17 protein-coding genes are annotated in these 18,518 nt (G+C 63.7%); 7 read left to right on the plus strand and 10 right to left on the minus strand.

Annotation, left to right across the window (positions count from 1 at the left end; translation table 11 throughout):
- Nucleotides 1–10: 10 nt before the first annotated feature.
- Together AC1D1J_RS10680 and AC1D1J_RS10685 are read right to left on the minus strand one after the other, a co-directional pair.
- A complete protein-coding gene (locus AC1D1J_RS10680; protein ID WP_477694663.1) occupies nucleotides 11–952 on the minus strand; it encodes an ABC transporter permease in 942 nt (313 codons plus the stop codon).
- A 185-nt stretch (nucleotides 953–1,137) separates the two neighbouring features.
- Nucleotides 1,138–2,694: an ABC transporter substrate-binding protein gene (locus AC1D1J_RS10685; RefSeq protein WP_477694664.1), complete on the minus strand. Its 1,557-nt coding sequence runs from the start codon at nucleotides 2,692–2,694 to the stop codon at nucleotides 1,138–1,140.
- Between the two features lie 149 nt (nucleotides 2,695–2,843).
- Between AC1D1J_RS10685 and AC1D1J_RS10690 the strand changes: the two genes are divergently transcribed.
- Nucleotides 2,844–3,233: a RidA family protein gene (locus AC1D1J_RS10690; protein ID WP_477694665.1), complete on the plus strand. Its 390-nt coding sequence runs from the start codon at nucleotides 2,844–2,846 to the stop codon at nucleotides 3,231–3,233.
- Nucleotides 3,234–3,877: 644 nt separating this feature from the next.
- Here the strand turns inward: AC1D1J_RS10690 and AC1D1J_RS10695 are convergent.
- Nucleotides 3,878–5,746, minus strand: a complete 1,869-nt coding sequence (locus tag AC1D1J_RS10695; RefSeq protein ID WP_477694666.1) for a M48 family metallopeptidase — start codon at nucleotides 5,744–5,746, stop codon at nucleotides 3,878–3,880.
- 102 nt (nucleotides 5,747–5,848) lie between these two features.
- Nucleotides 5,849–6,487 (minus strand): 5-formyltetrahydrofolate cyclo-ligase, encoded by a 639-nt coding sequence (locus AC1D1J_RS10700; protein ID WP_457282464.1) that lies wholly within the window; start codon nucleotides 6,485–6,487, stop codon nucleotides 5,849–5,851.
- Between the two features lie 9 nt (nucleotides 6,488–6,496).
- On the opposite strand from AC1D1J_RS10700, the gene AC1D1J_RS10705 reads away from it, so the two are divergent.
- A complete protein-coding gene (locus AC1D1J_RS10705) occupies nucleotides 6,497–8,626 on the plus strand; it encodes a lytic transglycosylase domain-containing protein (RefSeq protein ID WP_477694667.1) in 2,130 nt (709 codons plus the stop codon).
- Nucleotides 8,627–8,629: 3 nt separating this feature from the next.
- On the opposite strand, the gene AC1D1J_RS10710 is transcribed toward AC1D1J_RS10705, so the two are convergent.
- Nucleotides 8,630–9,766 (minus strand): anhydro-N-acetylmuramic acid kinase, encoded by a 1,137-nt coding sequence (locus AC1D1J_RS10710; RefSeq protein WP_477694668.1) that lies wholly within the window; start codon nucleotides 9,764–9,766, stop codon nucleotides 8,630–8,632.
- Between the two features lie 128 nt (nucleotides 9,767–9,894).
- Nucleotides 9,895–11,259, minus strand: coding sequence for a peptidoglycan DD-metalloendopeptidase family protein (locus tag AC1D1J_RS10715; protein WP_477694669.1), 1,365 nt, complete (start codon nucleotides 11,257–11,259; stop codon nucleotides 9,895–9,897).
- A 225-nt stretch (nucleotides 11,260–11,484) separates the two neighbouring features.
- Between AC1D1J_RS10715 and tyrS the strand changes: the two genes are divergently transcribed.
- Nucleotides 11,485–12,717 (plus strand): tyrosine--tRNA ligase, encoded by a 1,233-nt coding sequence (gene tyrS / locus AC1D1J_RS10720; RefSeq protein ID WP_477688515.1) that lies wholly within the window; start codon nucleotides 11,485–11,487, stop codon nucleotides 12,715–12,717.
- A 123-nt stretch (nucleotides 12,718–12,840) separates the two neighbouring features.
- On the opposite strand, the gene AC1D1J_RS10725 is transcribed toward tyrS, so the two are convergent.
- Together AC1D1J_RS10725 and AC1D1J_RS10730 are read right to left on the minus strand one after the other, a co-directional pair.
- Nucleotides 12,841–13,452 (minus strand): OmpA family protein, encoded by a 612-nt coding sequence (locus AC1D1J_RS10725; protein WP_477688516.1) that lies wholly within the window; start codon nucleotides 13,450–13,452, stop codon nucleotides 12,841–12,843.
- On the minus strand, nucleotides 13,449–14,006 hold the full coding sequence (locus tag AC1D1J_RS10730; protein ID WP_477694670.1) for a FecR family protein: 558 nt from the start codon (nucleotides 14,004–14,006) through the stop codon (nucleotides 13,449–13,451). The genes AC1D1J_RS10725 and AC1D1J_RS10730 overlap by 4 nt, the downstream gene beginning before the upstream one ends.
- A 121-nt stretch (nucleotides 14,007–14,127) precedes the next feature.
- Between AC1D1J_RS10730 and AC1D1J_RS10735 the strand changes: the two genes are divergently transcribed.
- The 3 genes from AC1D1J_RS10735 (at nucleotide 14,128) to dtd (ending at nucleotide 16,326) form a co-directional block, all read left to right on the plus strand.
- Nucleotides 14,128–15,042, plus strand: a complete 915-nt coding sequence (locus AC1D1J_RS10735; RefSeq protein ID WP_477694671.1) for a cation diffusion facilitator family transporter — start codon at nucleotides 14,128–14,130, stop codon at nucleotides 15,040–15,042.
- Nucleotides 15,043–15,118: 76 nt separating this feature from the next.
- Nucleotides 15,119–15,877: a substrate-binding domain-containing protein gene (locus AC1D1J_RS10740; protein WP_477688519.1), complete on the plus strand. Its 759-nt coding sequence runs from the start codon at nucleotides 15,119–15,121 to the stop codon at nucleotides 15,875–15,877.
- Complete coding sequence (gene dtd / locus AC1D1J_RS10745; RefSeq protein ID WP_477688520.1) at nucleotides 15,877–16,326, plus strand: D-aminoacyl-tRNA deacylase; 450 nt, start codon at nucleotides 15,877–15,879, stop codon at nucleotides 16,324–16,326. Before AC1D1J_RS10740 ends, dtd begins: the two co-directional genes overlap by 1 nt.
- Before the next feature lie 68 nt (nucleotides 16,327–16,394).
- On the opposite strand, the gene ybeY is transcribed toward dtd, so the two are convergent.
- Nucleotides 16,395–16,850, minus strand: coding sequence for an rRNA maturation RNase YbeY (gene ybeY / locus AC1D1J_RS10750; RefSeq protein WP_477688521.1), 456 nt, complete (start codon nucleotides 16,848–16,850; stop codon nucleotides 16,395–16,397).
- Nucleotides 16,840–17,850 (minus strand): PhoH family protein, encoded by a 1,011-nt coding sequence (locus AC1D1J_RS10755; RefSeq protein WP_477670040.1) that lies wholly within the window; start codon nucleotides 17,848–17,850, stop codon nucleotides 16,840–16,842. The genes ybeY and AC1D1J_RS10755 overlap by 11 nt, the downstream gene beginning before the upstream one ends.
- 91 nt (nucleotides 17,851–17,941) lie before the next feature.
- Here AC1D1J_RS10755 and ruvA point away from each other — a divergent pair, with 91 nt between their 5' ends.
- Entirely contained in the window at nucleotides 17,942–18,514 is a 573-nt protein-coding gene (ruvA, locus tag AC1D1J_RS10760; protein WP_477648181.1) for a Holliday junction branch migration protein RuvA, read from the plus strand.
- The last annotated feature ends 4 nt before the right edge of the window (nucleotides 18,515–18,518 follow it).

The following is an 18,518-nucleotide window of genomic DNA, read 5'->3' on the forward strand; positions in this document are numbered from 1 at the left end:
ATGCATCGCTTCAGTACTTCACGCGTGGGTCGACCACGGTATAGAGCAGGTCGATCGCAAAGTTGATGACCACGTAGATCGCGGCCACCACCAGCAGCGCACCCTGGATCACCGGGTAGTCGCGCCGGATCACCGCGCTCACCACCAGGTTGCCCACGCCGGGCAATCCGAACACCGTCTCGGTGACCACCGCGCCACCGATCATCAGCGCCACTGTCAGGCCGAGCACGGTGACGATGGGCACCAACGCATTGCGCAGCGCATGCTTGAGCACCACCACGTTTTCCGAAAGCCCCTTGGCCCGGGCAGTGCGCACGTAGTCCTCGCCCAGCACATCCAGCATGGAGGCGCGGGTGAAGCGGATGATCAGCGCCGAATTGAGCACGCCCAGCACCGTGGCCGGCAGCACCAGGCAGTGGATGCGGGCCGCCAGTGAGGCGCCCGGCTCGCCATAGCCCGAAACCGGAAACCAGCCCAGCGAGACCGCGAAGATCTGCATCAGCACCAGGCCGAACCAGAAGCTGGGGATGCTGGCGCCCAGCATGGCAAAACCGGTGAAGGCCTGGTCGACGGCCCTGCCGCGATACACGGCCGAAACGATGCCGCAGGGCACGCCGATCAGCGCTGCAATGACAATCGCCATCAGTGAGAGCAGGGTCGTGGGCTCGGCCCGCTCCCACAGCGCCTGGGTCACCGGGCGCTGCAGAAAGATCGATTCGCCCAGGTTACCGCGCGCCAGCTCACGGACCCACAGGCCGAACTGCACTGGCAGGGGCTTGTCCAGGCCATAGACCTTCTGCACGCGCGCGATGTCCTCGGCTGTAGCCTGGTCGCCCAGCAGCACGGCGATCGGGTCGCCCGGCGCGGCGCGCGTGAGAATGAAAACCAGCACCGCCACGATGGCCATGACCACCAGCATGCCGCCCAGCCGGGACAGGAGGTACCGTGTCATGACATTGCTCTATTCAATGATGTGAATCTTTTAACCATTCGAAGGCGCCCCACGTCGGCATCATTGCGCTCGTCGAAATGAAGCGAAATAAAAGCCGGTCAAGCCGCGGAACCGGCTTTGCCGGGCCGCTGGCGGGCGGCCCCCTCGGGGGGCAGCGCAGTACGCGAAGCGACAAGCGTGGGGGCTCAATTCTTTAGACTGGTATTCCAGAAGAACGGGTAGGTATAGGGCGTATAGCCCTGCAGCGCCGGTGCGCGCGCTGACAGACTGGCAAATTTTCCGACCTGGATGTAAGGCACCTCGTCATACACCACCTGCTGCACCTTGCCCCACAACGCACCGCGCTTGGCAGGGTTCGGCTCCTGGTTCAGCGCGGCCAGCGCCTCGGCCTTGGCGGGCGAGCTCCACCAGCCCGGCGCGCCGTCGCCCAGTTGCGGCGGCGAAAGCATGGGTTCGGGGAACAGGCCCGAATGGGTGATGTAGATGTCCCACAGCTTGGGGTCGGCGCGGCGCTGCAGCAGCGTTGCCCACTCGACCACGTTGAGCTCGGCCTTGAAGCCGGCGCGCTTGAGCTGCTCGGCCATGATCAATGCCATGTTGTAGTGAAAGTCGTACTGCCGGCTGGTCAGGATGCGCACCGGCTCACCCTTGTAGCCGGCCTGCTCGGCCTGGCTCTTGGCCTTCTTGGCATCGCGTTCGTTATACGCTGCGGTGCCGGCGGTGGAATAGAAAGGGGTGCCTTTGGGAAAATGGTTGCCTTCGGCGATGAAAAAGCGCGTGTCGCCAAAGCCCGCAGCCAGCATCTCGCCTTCGCCCAGCGCGGTCTGCACCGCCTTGCGTACAGGCTGCCGTGCCAGCGAGCCTTCCTTGGTATTGAACACCAGGTAAGGAAAGCCAAAAGAGGGCGTCATGATGGGCACGACCTTGCCGCCGGCTTTTTCCAGCCGCGGCAGCGCCTCAATCGGCAGCAGATCGGCATAATGGAACTGGCCGGCCAGCGCACCCTCCACCCGCGTGTTGGCATTGGGCACCGGTACGAAGCGCAGCTCCTCCACCACGGCCACCCGCTTGCCGCCGTAGCCGCTGGCAGCCTCATTGCGCGCGGTGTAGCCGTCGAAGCGGGTGAGCAGCACATACTGGTCGGGCTTGCGCTCCTTGAACTTGTAGGGCCCGGTGCCCACGTATTCGCGCAGCGGCTGGGCCAGCGATTCCTTGGCCATGATGGCTGCCATGCCCGACGCCATGGCCAGTTGCGAGAGCAACGGCGCATAGGCGTTCTTCAGGCTGATCTCCACACCGTGCGGGCCCTTGGCCGACAGGTCGGCCACCTGCACCGCCACCGACTTGCCACGCGGCGAGACTTCCATCCAGCGTTTCAGGCTGGCCACCACATCGTCGGCATGAAGCTCGCGCCCGCTGTGCAGCATCACGCCCTTGCGCAGTGCGATGCTGTAGAGCTTGCCGTCCGCCGAGATCTTGGGCATCGCCTCGGCCAGCATGGGCACCAAGGCCGCCTTGGCGTCGAAGGTGAACAGCGGCTCGTAGACGTGCTGCATGATGATGCAGACCAGGTCGGCCGGGGTCGACTGGATGTCCAGTGTCGGCGGCTCAGCCACCATGGCCAGGTTCAGGGCTGACTTGCCCGTCTGCGCGGCGGCCGGACCGAAGCCGGCGCCGGCCGCACCCAGGGCCAACAGGGAAGACAGGGCAGTGCGGCGGTGCATGCGAATTCCACGGATCATGACAACTCCTGATTGAAGTTAAATTTCAAAAGTGAAGATTAATTGACCTGAAGACGATCATTTTCAGGATAAACCCGAGTATTTGCACATATTCATGAAAATATATTTCATAATTTGCTACAAAAGAGACTGGAAAAAAGGAGTTCTTCATGCCTCTGGAACATTTCGGAAATCCTCCGCTGGCCTCCGACCGCCAGCCACGCCCGTTCTCACCCGCTGTACGCGCCGGTGACTTCATCTATGTCTCCGGCCAGGTGCCGGCCAATGAAAACGGCGAGATCGTGACCGGCGGAATTGAGGTGCAGACCCACCAGGTGATGAAGAACCTGCAGGCGGTGCTGGCCCTGGCCGGTTGCACGCTGGACGACGTCTGCAAGAGCACGGTATGGCTGCAGGATGCGCGTGACTTCGGCAGCTTCAACCGCATCTACATGGGCTATTTCGGTGAGAAGAAGCCGGCCCGCTCGACGACTGAGGCGCGGTTGATGGTGGATGCGCGGGTGGAGATTGATGTTGTGGCTTACAAGCCCAAGGGTTGAGGCTTGGCTTGTTCTGCCGTTGCGCTTTTTGCTGAGGGTTGCTGGCCGGGGGTTGCCCGGCGGCAAGTAACTTTCTTTTGCTTCGCCAAAAGAAAGTCACCAAAGAAAAGGCGACCCTGCTGTCTGCGTCCCTTCGCTGCGCTACGGGCAGCCTGCGGTGCTCGGTCCAGGCGGGGTCTCGCTCGAACTCGCCTTCGGCTCAGACAATCGCGATCCCTGATCCGCCTGAACCTGCGCTCCTCGGCGCAGACAGAAGGGGCTGACGGAAGCGGGGACCGAAGACAAATACCAACTCCAATACCAACAAGGACACGCCATGGCGTGTCCTTGTTTCTTCAGGTATTCGGTTGTTGGCTGTTCTGCATTCCTTCCCCCACCCCTTGTGGATGCGCCGAGGAGCGGAGGACCAGACGGATCAGGGCAAAAACTTGTTTGAGCGAAGCGAGTTGTTTTTGACCCCGGCTGGACCGAGCACCGCAGGTTGCCCGCAGCGAAGCGTAGGGACGCAGGAACCAGGGTCGCCTTTTCTTTGCTTACTTTCTTTTGGCGAAGCAAAAGAAAGTGAGTTGCATGCCGGGCAACCCCCGGCCAGCAACCCTCAGCTAAGAGCACGTAGCTGGAGCAAGACCCGCCGCCGATAAAACCTACCCCGCCAACTGCTCGCGCATCACCTCATGCCGGTGCCGGTAAGTCCCCAGCACCTCTTTGAACTGCTCACGCTGCGCACTGATGCCGGGCAGCTTTACCTTGGTCGTCTTGGCCCCCAACAGGCCTTTTTCAGTCAAGGTAACCGTGAGGACATCGCCGCCAAAACCATTTTCATAGCCAAGGTTCTGGATGTCATCCCACGAGAGTTCATCGGGCTTGCCGGGCAGCTGCAGGCCGCTGTATGTCACACCGACAGAGAGAGTGCCCTTGAGCTGAAACAGCACAGGAGGAAAGTAGCGCAGCACCAGCGCCTGCTCCATGTCATTGTCCGGCCCATAGCGGTAAGCGAGGGTACGTTCATGGTCAGCGGCAAAACCCTGCTCGTAGGCCGACCACAGTCGTTGCTCAATCTGCGGCGCGGTCTGTATGTCGTCAGCCCAGTTGCGCGATGGTGGATCAGTCACGATGGCGCCGAAGGCGTCGGGCTTGACCAGGTGACGCACGTTTTTCATGCGATCCAGCATGGCCGGATGCGAATCAAACGGATGAGGCACGCTGGCTGTTCCCATGGCCTTCACGAATTTGGTAGAGGCGGCGTAGGGTGCCAGGCCCGAGGCCACAAACTGCGCAATGCCGAGTTGCTGGCCGTGCTGCCGGTCGTGCTCGAACAGTTCACGCTCGATTTCCGACCGGTAGCTCGCGTAGGCGGTAATCTTGATCAGCGATTCCACAATGGCCTGCGGCGAAACCAGCTTCGCGGCGGCGCGGTCGGCCTTGAATTCGCGCTCGCGGCTGTCACGCATCAGCGCGAACTCAAAGATCACCCGGTACAGGTACATCAGGTGATAGACCGCCACCGTCAGGCCGCCGCCACGCATCAGGCCGAGGTAGTGGTCGTACTGCACAAGCTTGGGCCCAAGCCGGGCGCTGCTGGCGGCATCGCCACCGCGAAAATGCGCGAGCTCATGGCCCAGCACGGCATCGGCCTGGGCGCGATCCAGCAGCCGCAGCAGCGGAAGGCTGACAAACAGCGTGCGGCCGGTGAGCGCCTGGCCGGCCACGGTGAGCGGCGCTTCGGTGACAAAAAAATTGGTGTCGATGCCCGCCACGATCTGTTTGGGCGGTGCGGTCTTCAGGCGTGCGGCCAGGGCGCGGGTGTTGGCCCACAGGCCCGGCGCGTCGCCATCGCTGACCAGTTCCCCGTCAATGGTATTTCCCATGGCGGGGCGCCGCAGCAGTCCGGCAATGGCAAAGAACACCGCGACAGCCACCACAAAGCCGATCAGCGCGATCAGCTTGATGTAATACACGTGAAAGAAGAATGCCGTCACCCAAAAGGACAGCCAGACAAGCATGGTGCCCTGCACCAGCATTTGCGCCGCGCTGGCCAGGCTCAGCAGGCGCCAGCCGGTCACAAAACTCAGGTATTGGGCCTTCCGGTTCCAGAAAGCCACGGCGCCCAGCAGTAGTTCCACCAGCAAGATGGCCACACCGCCGGCAATCGTCCATTTGGCGATGACATGCGCTGCGTAAAACTGCCAGACTTCGGAGAACGGCTCGCAGAACATGTCCCTGTCCTGCACGAGGTCGGCGTTGGCGTCGGCGCATATACGGGAGACCGGGTTGTCACGGTAAAACTTCTTGGTTTGCGCCTTGCTTTCGGCGGACATGCTCGAGTCCTGGTCGACCTGCCGCTCTATCGACTGGATGATGGTGCGGTCGAGTTGCTGCTGTGCATGCCTGGCAAACAACAGGGTTGAACCCGGAACCAGAAACAGCGTCACCAGCGCGAGGGCCAGAACTTTCAGCAGGTCCTTCCTGATCCTGCTGCTGACCGTATTGCTGTCTTCTCCACTGCCTGCCATGCTCCGCTCCCTGTTTTTTTAGTCATTAACCGCTTTGCTCGAGTGGCTAATATACCGGCCCTTCTCACCCGCGAAGCCGGGAGGCTGTCGGGCGCCTGACGGTCACACCGGCCAGACCACGCCCTTGTCGTTCAGGATGGCATCGAGCGGAATGTCGTGCGGCTCGGGCTCCATGTCGGGCAGCCAGCCCTGGGTATAGCCCAGGCCCACTGTGAAAGGCCGTGGTTGCAGCGTGGCCAGCGTGCGGTCGTAAAAGCCCCCGCCATAGCCCAGCCGATAGCCCCCGGGCCCGTAACCTACGCAGGGCACGAATAGCAGAGTGGGAATAATCACCTCTGTATCTTTTGGTTTCGGAATGCCGTAGGCGTCTTCTTCCATGGGGCAGCCCGGGTACCAGGCATGGAAAGTCAATGTCTTGTGCAGCTTGTTGACCACCGGCAGACCGATCTTGCGCGGCGATCGCGCTGCTATGCTTTCAGTAGCTAGTTGCGCACGTTCCACTTGGTCCAGCGCCGGATTTGATGACGAGTCCTGGCTCAAAATGGCATCTTCCTGCCAGCGGTACAGCGCAGGCAGCGGATCGAACTCGCCCTTGATGGGCCAATACGCGCCAATCACCTCGTGCGTGGAACCTACCAGCCAGATGCGCATCACACGCTGCAGCAGGTCAGCCCGCACCAGGCGGTCAGGCATGTTCAGTCGCGCTTCCACCAGCGCCTTGCGTGTGCTTAATTTGTCCATAATGTCCCGATGCTATACAAATTTCTTAACGGCCCGGTACGTGCGGCCGCCCTGCCTGCCATTTTTTCCGCAATTGCCTCCCTGACGCTGCTCGTCCCTGCAACCGCCCAAACCACCCTTCCCGCAAGCGCCAGCGCAGCTGACAACGTGATTGTGGAGATGAGCAAGGCTTTCAAACGCGGCGACAGGGGCCGGCTGGCGCAACTGCTGCCACAGGCCCGGGGCCACGCGCTGGAGCCTTGGGCCGCATATTGGGAACTCAAGCTGCGCCTGGGCGAAGCCAGTGCACAAGAGGTGCAGGACTTTTTCGGCCGCTACGCCGGCACCTACCAGGAAGACCGCCTGCGCAACGACTGGCTGCTGCTGCTGGGCCAGCGCCGCGACTGGGCCGGCTTTGCCGCTGAATACCCCAGCTATCGGATGAACGACGACAAGGAGGTGCGTTGCTACGCGCTGCTGGTTGAACACCTCAAAAATCCGGCGGCTGATGCGCGCCTGGCCGACGAGGTGAAGAAGAACTGGTACGCACAACGCGAGGCAGACGACGGTTGCAACTCGGCCGCCGAGCGGCTGGTCGGCACCAAAAACCTCACACCGCAGGACGCGTGGATCAAGGCCCGCCTGGCCACTGAAGCCAACCGGCCCCGGGCAGCGACAGGCGCCGTGCAGATCGTTGCCCCCGATGCCGTTGGCATGGTCAATGAACTGAACGCCAGCCCCATCAGGTTCCTGGCGGGCAAACACCTCGCGCTCAGCAAGGCGCGGCGCGAAATCGTCACGCTGGCGCTGATCAAGATGGCGATCAGCGACACGGACGGAGCGGCATCCCAGATGGAAAACAAATGGGGCATGCAGCTGAACACGGAAGAGCGCAACTGGGTCTGGGGCGTGATCGGCAGGCAGGCCGCCACACGCCTGGGCGCCACACCGGCCGGTGACGCACTGCAATACTTTGCCAAGGTCACCAAGGACACCGACCTTACCGACGACATGCTGGGCTGGAAAGTCCGGGCGGCATTGCGCGCGGGCACCCAGCCCAACTGGACGCTGGTGCTGGCAGCCGTCAACGCCATGAGCGACGACGCGCGCAAGGACCCCACCTGGAGCTACTGGAAAGCGCGTGCGCTGCTGGCAACCGCGCCGCCGGACGTGGCGCCCAAAGGCCCGATCGTCGTCGCGACCACACCCGGCGTGACGCAAACCATCAGCACCGGCATCACCATTGCGCCGCAACGGGCCGAGGCCCTGGCCTTGCTGCAGTCCTTTGCGTCGACCCGTGGTTTTTACGAGCAGCTCGCGCTGGAAGAGCTGGACCAGAAAATCACGGTGCCAGCCAGGCCAGCGCCGCTGACGGCCGAGGAAAAAGAAACTGCACGGCTGAACCCGGGCTTGAACCGCGCCGCTTATGCCATCGCCATTGGCCTGCGCCCCGAAGGAACGCGCGAATGGAACTACAGCACCAACCTGCACAAGCGCGGCGGCATGGCTGACCGCGACCTGCTGGCGGCCGCCCAGTTCGCCTGCGACCGGCAGATCTGGGACCGCTGCATCAACACCAGTGAGCGCACCAAGGGCGAGATCGACTTCGAACAGCGCTTCCCGATGCCGTTTCGCGAAACGGTGACCAAACGCAGCCAGTCCATCAATCTGGACCCGGCCTATGTGTATGGCCTGATCCGCCAGGAAAGCCGCTTCATCATGGATGCCCGCTCCGGCGTGGGCGCTTCCGGCCTGATGCAGGTCATGCCGGCGACGGCACGCTGGACGGCCAAAAAAATCGGTCTGGAAGGTTTCACGCAAGAGCAGCTCAACGACCGCGACACCAACATCGCGATCGGCACGGCCTACCTCAAGTTCGCACTGGATGACTTCAACGGCTCCATGCCCATGGCCGCGGCAGCCTACAACGCCGGGCCCGGCCGTCCGCGCACCTGGCGCAACGGCCCGGTGCTGGACGCGGCGATCTGGGCCGAAAGCATTCCTTTCAGCGAGACGCGCGACTACGTGAAAAAAGTGCTGTCCAACACCACCAACTACGCGGCCATCCTGACGGGGCGGCCGCAGTCACTGAAAGCAAGGTTGAGCACTGTGGGGCCGCGCGATGCGGCGCAGCCCGAGCCTTACAAGGACTTACCTTAGGCCTCAGGCAGGATAGACCGCGCCGAGAACGCGAAGGCCGCGCGCGCCCGTCACGCTGGGCAGATTGCCCGGTCGACCCAGCACCAGCTGCCGCGCCAGCCACGCAAACGCCGCCGCTTCTACCTGCAACGGCGGCAGGCCGTGCTGGTCGGAAGTGCTGACGTGCAGCGAGGGCAGGCCGGCCTGCAGGCGCGCCAGCAGGTGGTTGTTGAAAGCGCCGCCGCCGCAGACGATCAGCGACTCGCTGCCTTTGCCGTAACCATCGACGCCCAAGATGCAGGCCCTGGCGGTGAACTCGGTCAGGGTGTTCTGGATGTCCTCAGGCCGCTCGCCGGCAAAGGGCTGGAGCTTGCTTGCCAGCCAGTCCAGACTGAACAGGTCGCGGCCCGTGCTCTTGGGAATCGGCTGCGAAAAATAGGGCTCGGCCAGCAGGCTGTCCAGCAATGCGGGCAGCGGCTTGCCGCTGGCCGCCCAGGCGCCGCCGGCGTCATAGGGCTGGCCGGTATGCTGCCGGCACCAGGCATCCATCAGCGCATTGCCCGGCCCGCAGTCAAATCCCAGCACCGGCGAGGCCGCCGCTTTCGGCAGCACACTGAGGTTGGAAATACCGCCCAGGTTGAGCACGCACACTGCGGTGTCTTCACGGCCGAAGACACCCTGGTGAAAAGCCGGCACCAGCGGCGCGCCTTGTCCGCCCGCGGCCACGTCGCGACTGCGGAAATCGGCCGCGACGGTGATGCCCGTGAGCTCTGCCAGCAGGGCCGGGTTGTTGAGCTGCTGCGTATAGCCCGCGCCGGCAGGCTCGTTTGACGTTCTTTGCGGCTGGTGCCGCACGGTCTGGCCGTGCGCGCCTATGGCTTTGATGTCTAGCGGCGAGATATCCTGGGTTGCCGCCTGGGTCAGCAGCGCGGCGACGACCTTGGCATAGACCGCAGCGACCTGGTTGCCGGCGAGGGCGGCGCGGTGCAGTTCGTTGTGGGTGGGTGTATTGAGCGCCAGAAGTTCGGCGTGAAAGGCATCGCTGAATGGCTCGGTCGCGGCGGCGAGCACGCGCGGCTTGTCGCCCTCAAACGCCACCAGGACGCCGTCGGCGCCGTCAAGCGAGGTGCCTGACATCAGGCCAATGTAGAGATCAAGCATTCTGACTATTCTGCCGCAGTAAGTTCCCTACCAGCAGGGGCCGCGGAACCGGCTTTGCCGGGCCGCAGGCGCAGCGGCCCCCCTCGGGGGGCAGGAAGCTACACGAAGTGAGCGACCGTGGGGGCCATTTATTCAGCCCGGGTTTGGGTGATCGTCGCAGCCGCGAGCAACTGCGTCTTCACGCCGGCTGCACGCTCCCTGAACAGCGGCATGGAGGCCGCAGCGACGGGGATGGTCTCGCTTTGCTTGGCGATCATCATCGGGTCCTGGTGCACGCCGTTGACACGGAACTCGAAATGCAGGTGTGGGCCGGTGGCCCAGCCGGTGGAGCCGACGAGACCGATGGTCTGGCCCTGGCTGACGTTCTGGCCGCGCTGCACCATGATTTTGCTCAGGTGGGCATAAACAGTTTCATGACCGTTGCGGTGGCGAACGAACACCACGTTGCCGTAACCGTTTTGGACACCCGAAAACTCCACCACGCCATCGCCGACGGTACGTGCAGGTGTTCCCGTAGCCGCTGCGAAGTCGGTGCCCAGGTGGGCGCGCCATTTTTGCAGGATGGGGTGAAAACGCATCGAAAAGCCGCTGCTGATACGCGAGAACTCGACGGGCGAGCTCAGGTAGGCGCGGCGCAGGCTCTGGCCGTCGAGGGTGTAGTAGCCGCCCCTGTTGGCAGCACCCGCGGCGTCCACGCCCGGAGGCTGGAACCACATGGCCTGGTAGGCCTTGCCGGCGTTGACAAACTCGGCCGACAGCACGCGACCGGTGCGCAGCGGCTCGCCGTCGGCTTCCAGGCTTTCATAGACCACGTTGAAGCGGTCGCCCTTGCGCAGTGCGCGGCGGAAATCGATATCACTGGAGAAAATTTCGGCGATCTGCACCGCCACGCCATCGGGGATGCGGGCGTCGTCGGTAGCGGCGAACAGCGAGGTCTGGATGCTGCCGCTGGACAAGCGCGCAGTAGCCACATACGGGGCGGTTTCAATGCGCGAGCTGAAGCCGGCAGCGCCGCGCTCGACCACCAGGCGCTTGAACATCGTTTCGTCGTCAGTGGGCCAGCGCATGCTGAGCTTGAGCAGTTGCTGGCTGTCGCTGGCTTCAGCGGTTACGTTCTTTCCGGCCCGGCCCGACAGCAGCAGGCGCGCATTGGCGTCGCTGCGCAAAAAGGCGGCAGCGGCGCTGTCGTCGATGTTCAGGCGCTTGAGCAGGGTGTCGGCGGTATCGCTGCTGCGGGTGCTTTCGGTGCGGAACAGCTTGAAACGGAAATCGGTGAGGGAATCGGTCTGTATCTGCGTGGGCAAAGGCTCGACCGCTTCGAGTATCTGGCGGACCGGCAGGTTGGCCGCATCGGGTGCCAGGGGCGCAACGCCGAATGCGGTGACGCCTGTGCCCAGCAGCAGCGCTGCAAGGCTGGCGGTGACCCGTTTGGGATGGCGACGGAGGCTGTCGGCGATGGGCAGCAGTATCTGGGAGGGAGATGGCAGTGGCAAAGCAGTATTCCCAACAAAAGTGCATCGGGCGCTGCGCGAGCACCGGACTGCTGTATAAAAGGTGGAGAGCTTTGGCGGCCAGCCCTGGATGCAGGGGTGGGGCCGGAGCCATCCGGTTATGAGTTTCCTGATCAGCAAATTGCAGGCCAACTAAAATGGCTCCGCCGCTGCAGGAGAGCCGCCAGTATATCTGTCGGACAATTCCCCGACATGTGAAAAACCCTTATGAATCAAGAGCTTGTTACAAAATTCCCCGTCACCGACCGCGTCAGGGAGGCCTTGGCCGTGTCCCTGCGCGGCTGCGATGAGCTGATCCCGGAAAACGATTGGATACAAAAACTGGCCAAATCGGAGGCCACGGGCGTCCCGCTGCGCATCAAACTGGGGCTGGACCCCACGGCGCCTGACATTCATGTCGGACATACCGTGGTACTGAACAAAATGCGTCAGCTCCAGGATCTGGGCCATACAGTCATTTTTCTTATAGGCGACTTCACCAGCCTGATCGGCGACCCGTCCGGGCGCAACACCACACGGCCCCCGCTCACGCCCGAGCAGATCAAGGTCAATGCCGAAACTTACCGGGCGCAGGCCGACAAGATCCTGGACCCCGCCAAAACCGAGCTTCGCTACAACAGCGAGTGGAGCGAACCGCTGGGCGCCACCGGCATGATCAAGCTGGCTTCGCACTACACCGTGGCCCGCATGATGGAGCGCAACGACTTCAACGACCGTTTCAAGGCCGGCACGCCCATCAGCGTGCACGAGTTTCTGTACCCACTGATGCAGGGCTACGACTCGGTCGCGCTCAGGAGCGACCTCGAGCTCGGCGGCACCGACCAGAAATTCAACCTGCTGATGGGCCGGCACCTGCAGCAGGAATACGGCCAGGAGCCGCAGTGCATTTTGACCATGCCGCTGCTCGAGGGCCTGGACGGCATCGAGAAGATGTCCAAGAGCAAGAACAACTACATCGGCATCAGCGAGGACGCCAACACCATGTTCGCCAAGGTGCTGTCGATCTCCGACGTGCTGATGTGGAAGTGGTACACGCTGCTGTCGTTCAAGAGTGAAGCCGACATCGCGGCGTTGAAGGCCGAAGTGGATAGCGGGCGCAACCCCAAGGACGCCAAGGTGGCGCTGGCCAAGGAAATCACCGCGCGCTTTCACTCGGCCGCTGCGGCCGATGCCGCCGAGCAGGACTTCATCAACCGCAGCAAGGGCGGCGTGCCCGACGAGATTCCCGAGGTGTCGCTGTCAGGCGCACCGATGGGCATTGGTGCGCTGCTCAAGGCGGCCGGCCTCGCGCCCTCGGGCAGCGAAGCCACGCGCCTTATTGAGGGCGGCGGCGTGCGGATTGACTCCAGCGTGGTGAGCGACAAGGCGCTCAAGCTGGACACCGGAACGTATGTGGTGCAGGTGGGCAAACGCAAGTTTGCCAGGGTCACGCTGGCCTGAACTTCGGCACGGGGCGCTTTCCGCAAACCCGCGGACGGCGACCGAGCGCTACAGTTTTAATAGCTGCTTGCGCTCGTTCCTATTGGGCTGCAGGGTAATTTCACTTGAATTCTGGCGATTTCCCTAGCGAACCTCGATGGCCACGCGCCGATTGCGCGGTTCTTCCACTTCGTCAGCGGTAGGCACCGCCAGGTCGCGCTCGCCCCGGCCCGCCGCTTCGATGCGCTCCGCCGGAAACTGGCGGTCGATCAATATCTGGCGCACCTGCTGCGCCCGCTGGGCCGACAGCACGTCGTTGCTGGCGCCGGCGCCCACGGTGTCGGTATGGCCGGTGATCACGATGTCGCCGCCGCTTCGGGCCAGCGCATCGGCGAGCACGTCTTCCATGATTTTCTGCGACTCGGCCGTCAGCACCGTGCCGCCCGCATCAAAGTACACGGTGTAGCGCTTGCCCCTGGGCGGCGCCATGTCGAACAACGCGGCGTTATCGGCGCGCACCTTGGCCGGATCGGCCTGGTCCACCTTGGGGACACCGGTCGCACCCAGCGCTGCCGTGGCACGCTGGAAAGGCGCAGACAGCACGGCTTCGCCGCCGCTGCCTTCGCGGGCGCGCACCACCACGGCAGACGGCGTTCCGTCTTCCTGCGGCAGCAGCACAACACGGGTGCCGGTGGAACAAGCCGCCAGCAGCGTGCTCAGGAGAATGGCGGAGAGAAGGGGGAAATGGATTCTCATGGCTGTGGGTCCGCCTGGACGATGAAGTCGGTGCCGCGAATGCCGATGAAAGCGGTCTTGGTCTCGATGCGCACGGTCTCGGGGTGGGCTTTGCCCACCAGGCCGCTCATCATGCGCAGCGAACCCTGCAGCAGGGAAAGCAGCAGGCCGCCCTCTTGGGTGGTGGCATCAAAGCTGAAACCCTTGATGTCCAGTTGCGAAGCCGGGCCCACCACCACCGTGGTGCCGTCGCGCAGTACCAGGCTGGCGGCGGAGTCGGCGCCGGTGACGATGCGGCCGGCGGGCAATACAGGGTCTCCGGCCTTTGCCGGCCGCGCTGCGCCGCCGGCCTCCAGCAGCTTGACATCACCGCGCAGGGTTTTCAGAAAGCCGGCCTGCCCGGGGGCGAGTGGAGGTGGGGGCAAGGGTACAGAAGCGGTTGGGGCCGATGCCTCGGCTGGCGCGGCTGCCGGCGTAGCCGGAACGACCGCGGCAGGTTCCGGCTGGGTTTGTGCGGTGGCCTGCACGGCTGCAAGCATCAGTCCGGCCAAGGCTGTCAGATAGCGATGTTTCATGAAGACCTCTTTGGGCGGATTATCCATTACCTTTGGTTACGATTCGCCGGGCAAGTCTTACCACCCCGCCACCCTTCTCCGGTTTGTTACCCGGCATGCCCCCATACCTCACAATGCACAGATGAATTTTCCCGCCTGGCAGTCCCTGACGCCGCAACGGCTGCTGCGCGCTTCCGTCGCAGTGGCCGCAGTCACCATCGTCCTCAAGACGGCGGCCTGGTACATCACGGATTCGGTCGGCCTGCTGTCTGATGCCATGGAGTCTTTCGTCAACCTGGCCAGCGCCCTCTTTGGCCTGGCCATGGTCACGATCGCACAGCGCCCGGCCGACGACGACCACCCTTATGGCCACCACAAGGCCGAGTATTTTTCGTCCGGCTTCGAGGGCGCACTGATCGTCGGTGCGGCTGTGGCCATCATCTGGGCTGCCGCGCACCGCGTGCTGGACCCGCGGCCGCTGCAGCAGCTGGGCTGGGGTCTGGCCTTGTCCATCGGTAGCTCGGCGCTCAACGGCCTGCTGGCCTGGGTGATGTTCCGCGCGGCCCGGCAGCATCGGTCCATCGCGCTTGAGGCCGACGCCCGGCACCTGGTGACCGACGTCTGGACCTCCGTTGGTGTGGTGGTCGGCATAGGTGCTGTCATGTTGACCGGCTGGCTGTGGCTGGACGCCGTGGTGGCGATCGGCGTGGCCCTGAATATCTTGTGGGAGGGAGGCCGGCTGGTCTGGCGCTCGTCGCAAGGCCTGATGGACGAGGCGGTAGAGCCCGAGGTGCTGGCCGAGATCCAGAAAACGCTCGCTGGCTTCAGCCACCCCACCATCCGCTTTGACCACCTGAGCACGCGCCGCGCCGGCCAGCGGCGCTTTGTCGATATGCACATGCACATGCCGGCCAGCTGGTCGCTGGGCCGCGCAGCGGCCGTGCGCACCAGCGTTGAACAGGCGCTGATGAGCGCCGTGCCCGGCCTGCGCGCCAGCATCCAGCTGCTGCCCAGCGACGTGGAAGCCCATTTCGACGATGAGGCCGACCTGATCTGACGGCCTGCCGCCCTCTTCCGGCCACCGATAATTTCCCCGAACTTCCGACCTTCTACCCATGAGTCCAGGAGCCCTGATGAAACGAACCCCTCTTGCGCTTGCCGCCCGCGTCCTTGCCTGCGCACTGCTCAGCGCCGCCGCGCAGGCGGCGGAGCTCCAGGTGCTGAGCGCCGGTGCCATCGAGCCCGGCCTCAAGGCGGCCGCGGCCGCTTTTGAAAAGCAGACCGGCCACACCGCCAAAATCACCTTCAACACCGCACCCGAACTGAAAAAGCGCATGGACAGCAATCCGGCGTTTGACGTGGTGATTGCACCGCCCGCCGTCATCGGCGAATTTGCCGCGGCCAGCAAGCTGGCGGAAACACGCGCCAACGTCGGCCGTGTCGGCATGGGCGTGGCTGTGCGCGAAGGCGCGCCCGTGCCTGACATCGCCAATGCCGAGGCACTCAAACGCTCGGTGCTGGCCGCCGACTCGCTGGTGTTCAACCGCGCATCCACCGGCTTGTACCTGGAAGGCCTTCTCAAGAAGATGGATGTGTATGTGCAGGTGGAAGGCAGAACCACACGTTACCCCGACGGCGCCTCGGTGATGGAGCACGTGCTCAAGGGCAAGGGGCGCGAGATCGGCTTCGGTGCGATGACCGAGATTCTTCTGTACAAGGACAAGGGCCTGAAGTTCGTCGGCCCGGTGCCGGCCGAGGTGCAGAACTACACGTCGTACACCGCCGCGCCGCTGGCTTCCGGCAAACAGCAGGACGTGGCCCAGCAGTTCGTCAGTTTCCTGGCCGGCCCGGTCGGCAAGCCGCTGTTTGTGGCTGCCGGCGTGACCGACTGATGAAGGCGGTGCTGCAGCGCGTGGCCGAAGCCCGCGTGGTGATTGCCGGCGAAACCGTCGGCCAGATTGGCGGCGGGCTGCTGGTGCTGGTGTGTGCCGAGCGCGGCGACGCTGAAGCGCAGGCCGACAAGCTGCTGGCCAAGATATTGAAGCTGCGCATCTTCTCGGACGAAGCCGGAAAAATGAACCTCAGCGTGCAGGACGTCAAAGGCGGCCTGCTCATCGTGAGCCAGTTCACACTGGCGGCCGACGCCTCGGGCGGCAACCGGCCCAGCTTCACCGGTGCGGCCCCGCCTGACGAAGGGCGCCGGCTGTACGACTACTTTGTGGCCCAGGCCCGCAGCCTGCACCCGCAAGTCGAAACCGGGCAATTCGCAGCCGACATGCAGGTGCACCTGGTCAATGACGGGCCGGTGACCATTCCCCTGCAGGTTGCGCCGGGCACGTGAACTCGCTATCAATTCAATAGCTCTTTGCGCCCGTCCTTATTGGGCTTCAGCCAAAAAACCCTTGAATCTCAGCGGTAAGGGTTTTGGATGCCCAGGCCGGCCAGGATCTCGATTTCACGCGCTTCCATGGCTTCGGCATCGGCTTCGCCGCTCTCGTGGTCCCAGCCCTGCGCGTGCAGCGTGCCGTGTACCAGCAGATGGGCGTAGTGGGCCTGCAAGGTCTTCTTGTTCTCTTTCGCCTCTTTGGCCACCACCGGCGCGCACAGCACCAGGTCGGCCGTGACCACCGGCTCCTGGGTGTAGTCGAAGGTCAGCACGTTGGTGGCGTAGTCGCGCTGGCGGTAGTCCCGGTTCAGCGCCTGGCCTTCTTCGGCGTCGACGATGCGCACGGTGATCTCGCCGTCATGCGCGAGCGCGTGGCGGATCCAGCGGCCCACACTGTGGCGCGGCAGGGCGGCGCGGTGGCGGGCGGCGTCTTTCAGGTCGCCGAACTGCAAGGACAGGCTCAGGTTTTTAAGAGCCATTTCGGCTCCTGGCGCTTGTGCGACGTGCGGGAGCAGCTATCGAATCTGTAGCAATTTCTGCTGCGATGCCGGGCCGCGTCTTGTCGTACGCATCCACAATGCGGGCCACCAGCGGGTGGCGTACCACGTCGGCACTCGTCAGGCGTGTGATCGCAATGCCTTTCACGCGCTTGAGCACGCGCTCCGCGTCCACCAGGCCGCTCAGCTGCGTGCGCGGCAAATCGACCTGACTGATGTCGCCTGTCACCACGGCCTTGCTGCCAAAGCCGATACGCGTCAAAAACATCTTCATCTGCTCGGGCGTGGTGTTTTGCGCTTCGTCGAGGATGACAAACGCGTGGTTCAGTGTGCGGCCGCGCATGAAAGCCAGCGGTGCGATTTCGATCTGCTGGCGCTCAAAGGCCTTTTGCACGCGCTCAAAGCCCATCAGCTCATGCAGCGCGTCGTACAGCGGACGCAGGTAAGGGTCCACCTTCTGGCTCAAGTCGCCCGGCAGGAAACCCAGGCGCTCGCCGGCTTCGACCGCCGGGCGGGTCAGCACGATGCGCTGCACCGTGCTGCGCTCCAGCGCATCCACCGCGCACGCCACGGCGAGGTAGGTCTTGCCGGTGCCGGCCGGGCCGATACCGAAAGTGATGTCGTGGGTGGCGATGTTTTCCAGGTAGGTGCCCTGGTTGGTGGTGCGGGCACGCAGGTCGGCGCGGCGGGTCGACAGCGCCATGGCGCCGTCGGGTGCGATGCTGAGCGCGGTGTCGCCGGCCAGCATCAGCTGCACGGTTTCGGGCTCTATGGGGCGCTGGGCGATTTCGTACAGGGCCTGCAGCACCTCCAGCGCCTGGTTGGCCTTCACCTTGGTGCCGTCGATCTTGAACTGCTCGAAGCGGTGGGCAATCGTGACGTCCAGCGCCACCTCGATGGTGCGGATGTGGCTGTCCATGGGTCCGCACAGATGGCCCATACGGGTGTTGTTCGGCGGCGTGAAGGTGTGACGAAGAATCAAGGCAGTGTGTTTCCTGAAAAACCGGGTAGAAGCGAAAAAACACAATTGTCCGCCCAAACGCACGCCTGCGTCTGACTGATAAGATTTGCCCATGATCGGAAGACTCTCAGGCCAGCTGGCCGAAAAAAATCCCCCGGAAATCCTGGTGGACTGCAACGGCGTCGGCTATGAAGTGCTGGTACCCATGAGCACCTTCTATAACCTGCCCGGCCTGGGCGAAAAAGTCAGCCTGCTGACGCACTTTGTGGTGCGCGAAGACGCGCAGATCCTCTACGGTTTCGGCAGCGCCACCGAACGCGCCGCCTTCCGCCAGCTCATCAAGATTTCCGGCGTAGGCCCACGCACCGCGCTCAGCGTGCTCAGCGGCATGAGCGTTGAAGAGCTGTCGCAAGCCGTCACCCAGCAAGAAGCCGGCCGCATCATCAAGGTGCCCGGCATCGGCAAAAAGACTGCCGAGCGCCTGCTGCTTGAACTCAAGGGAAAACTGGGCGCCGACATCGGTATTCAGGTCAGCGTCGCCAACGATGCCCAGTCCGATATCCTGCAGGCTCTGGTGGCGCTGGGCTACAGTGACCGCGATGCTGCGCTGGCACTGAAGGCATTACCCAAGGATATTGGCGTGAGCGACGGCATCAAGCTGGCGTTGAAGGCGCTGGCTAAGTAGACCT

The sequence above is a fragment of the Polaromonas sp. P1_F8 genome, from assembly GCF_056405635.1.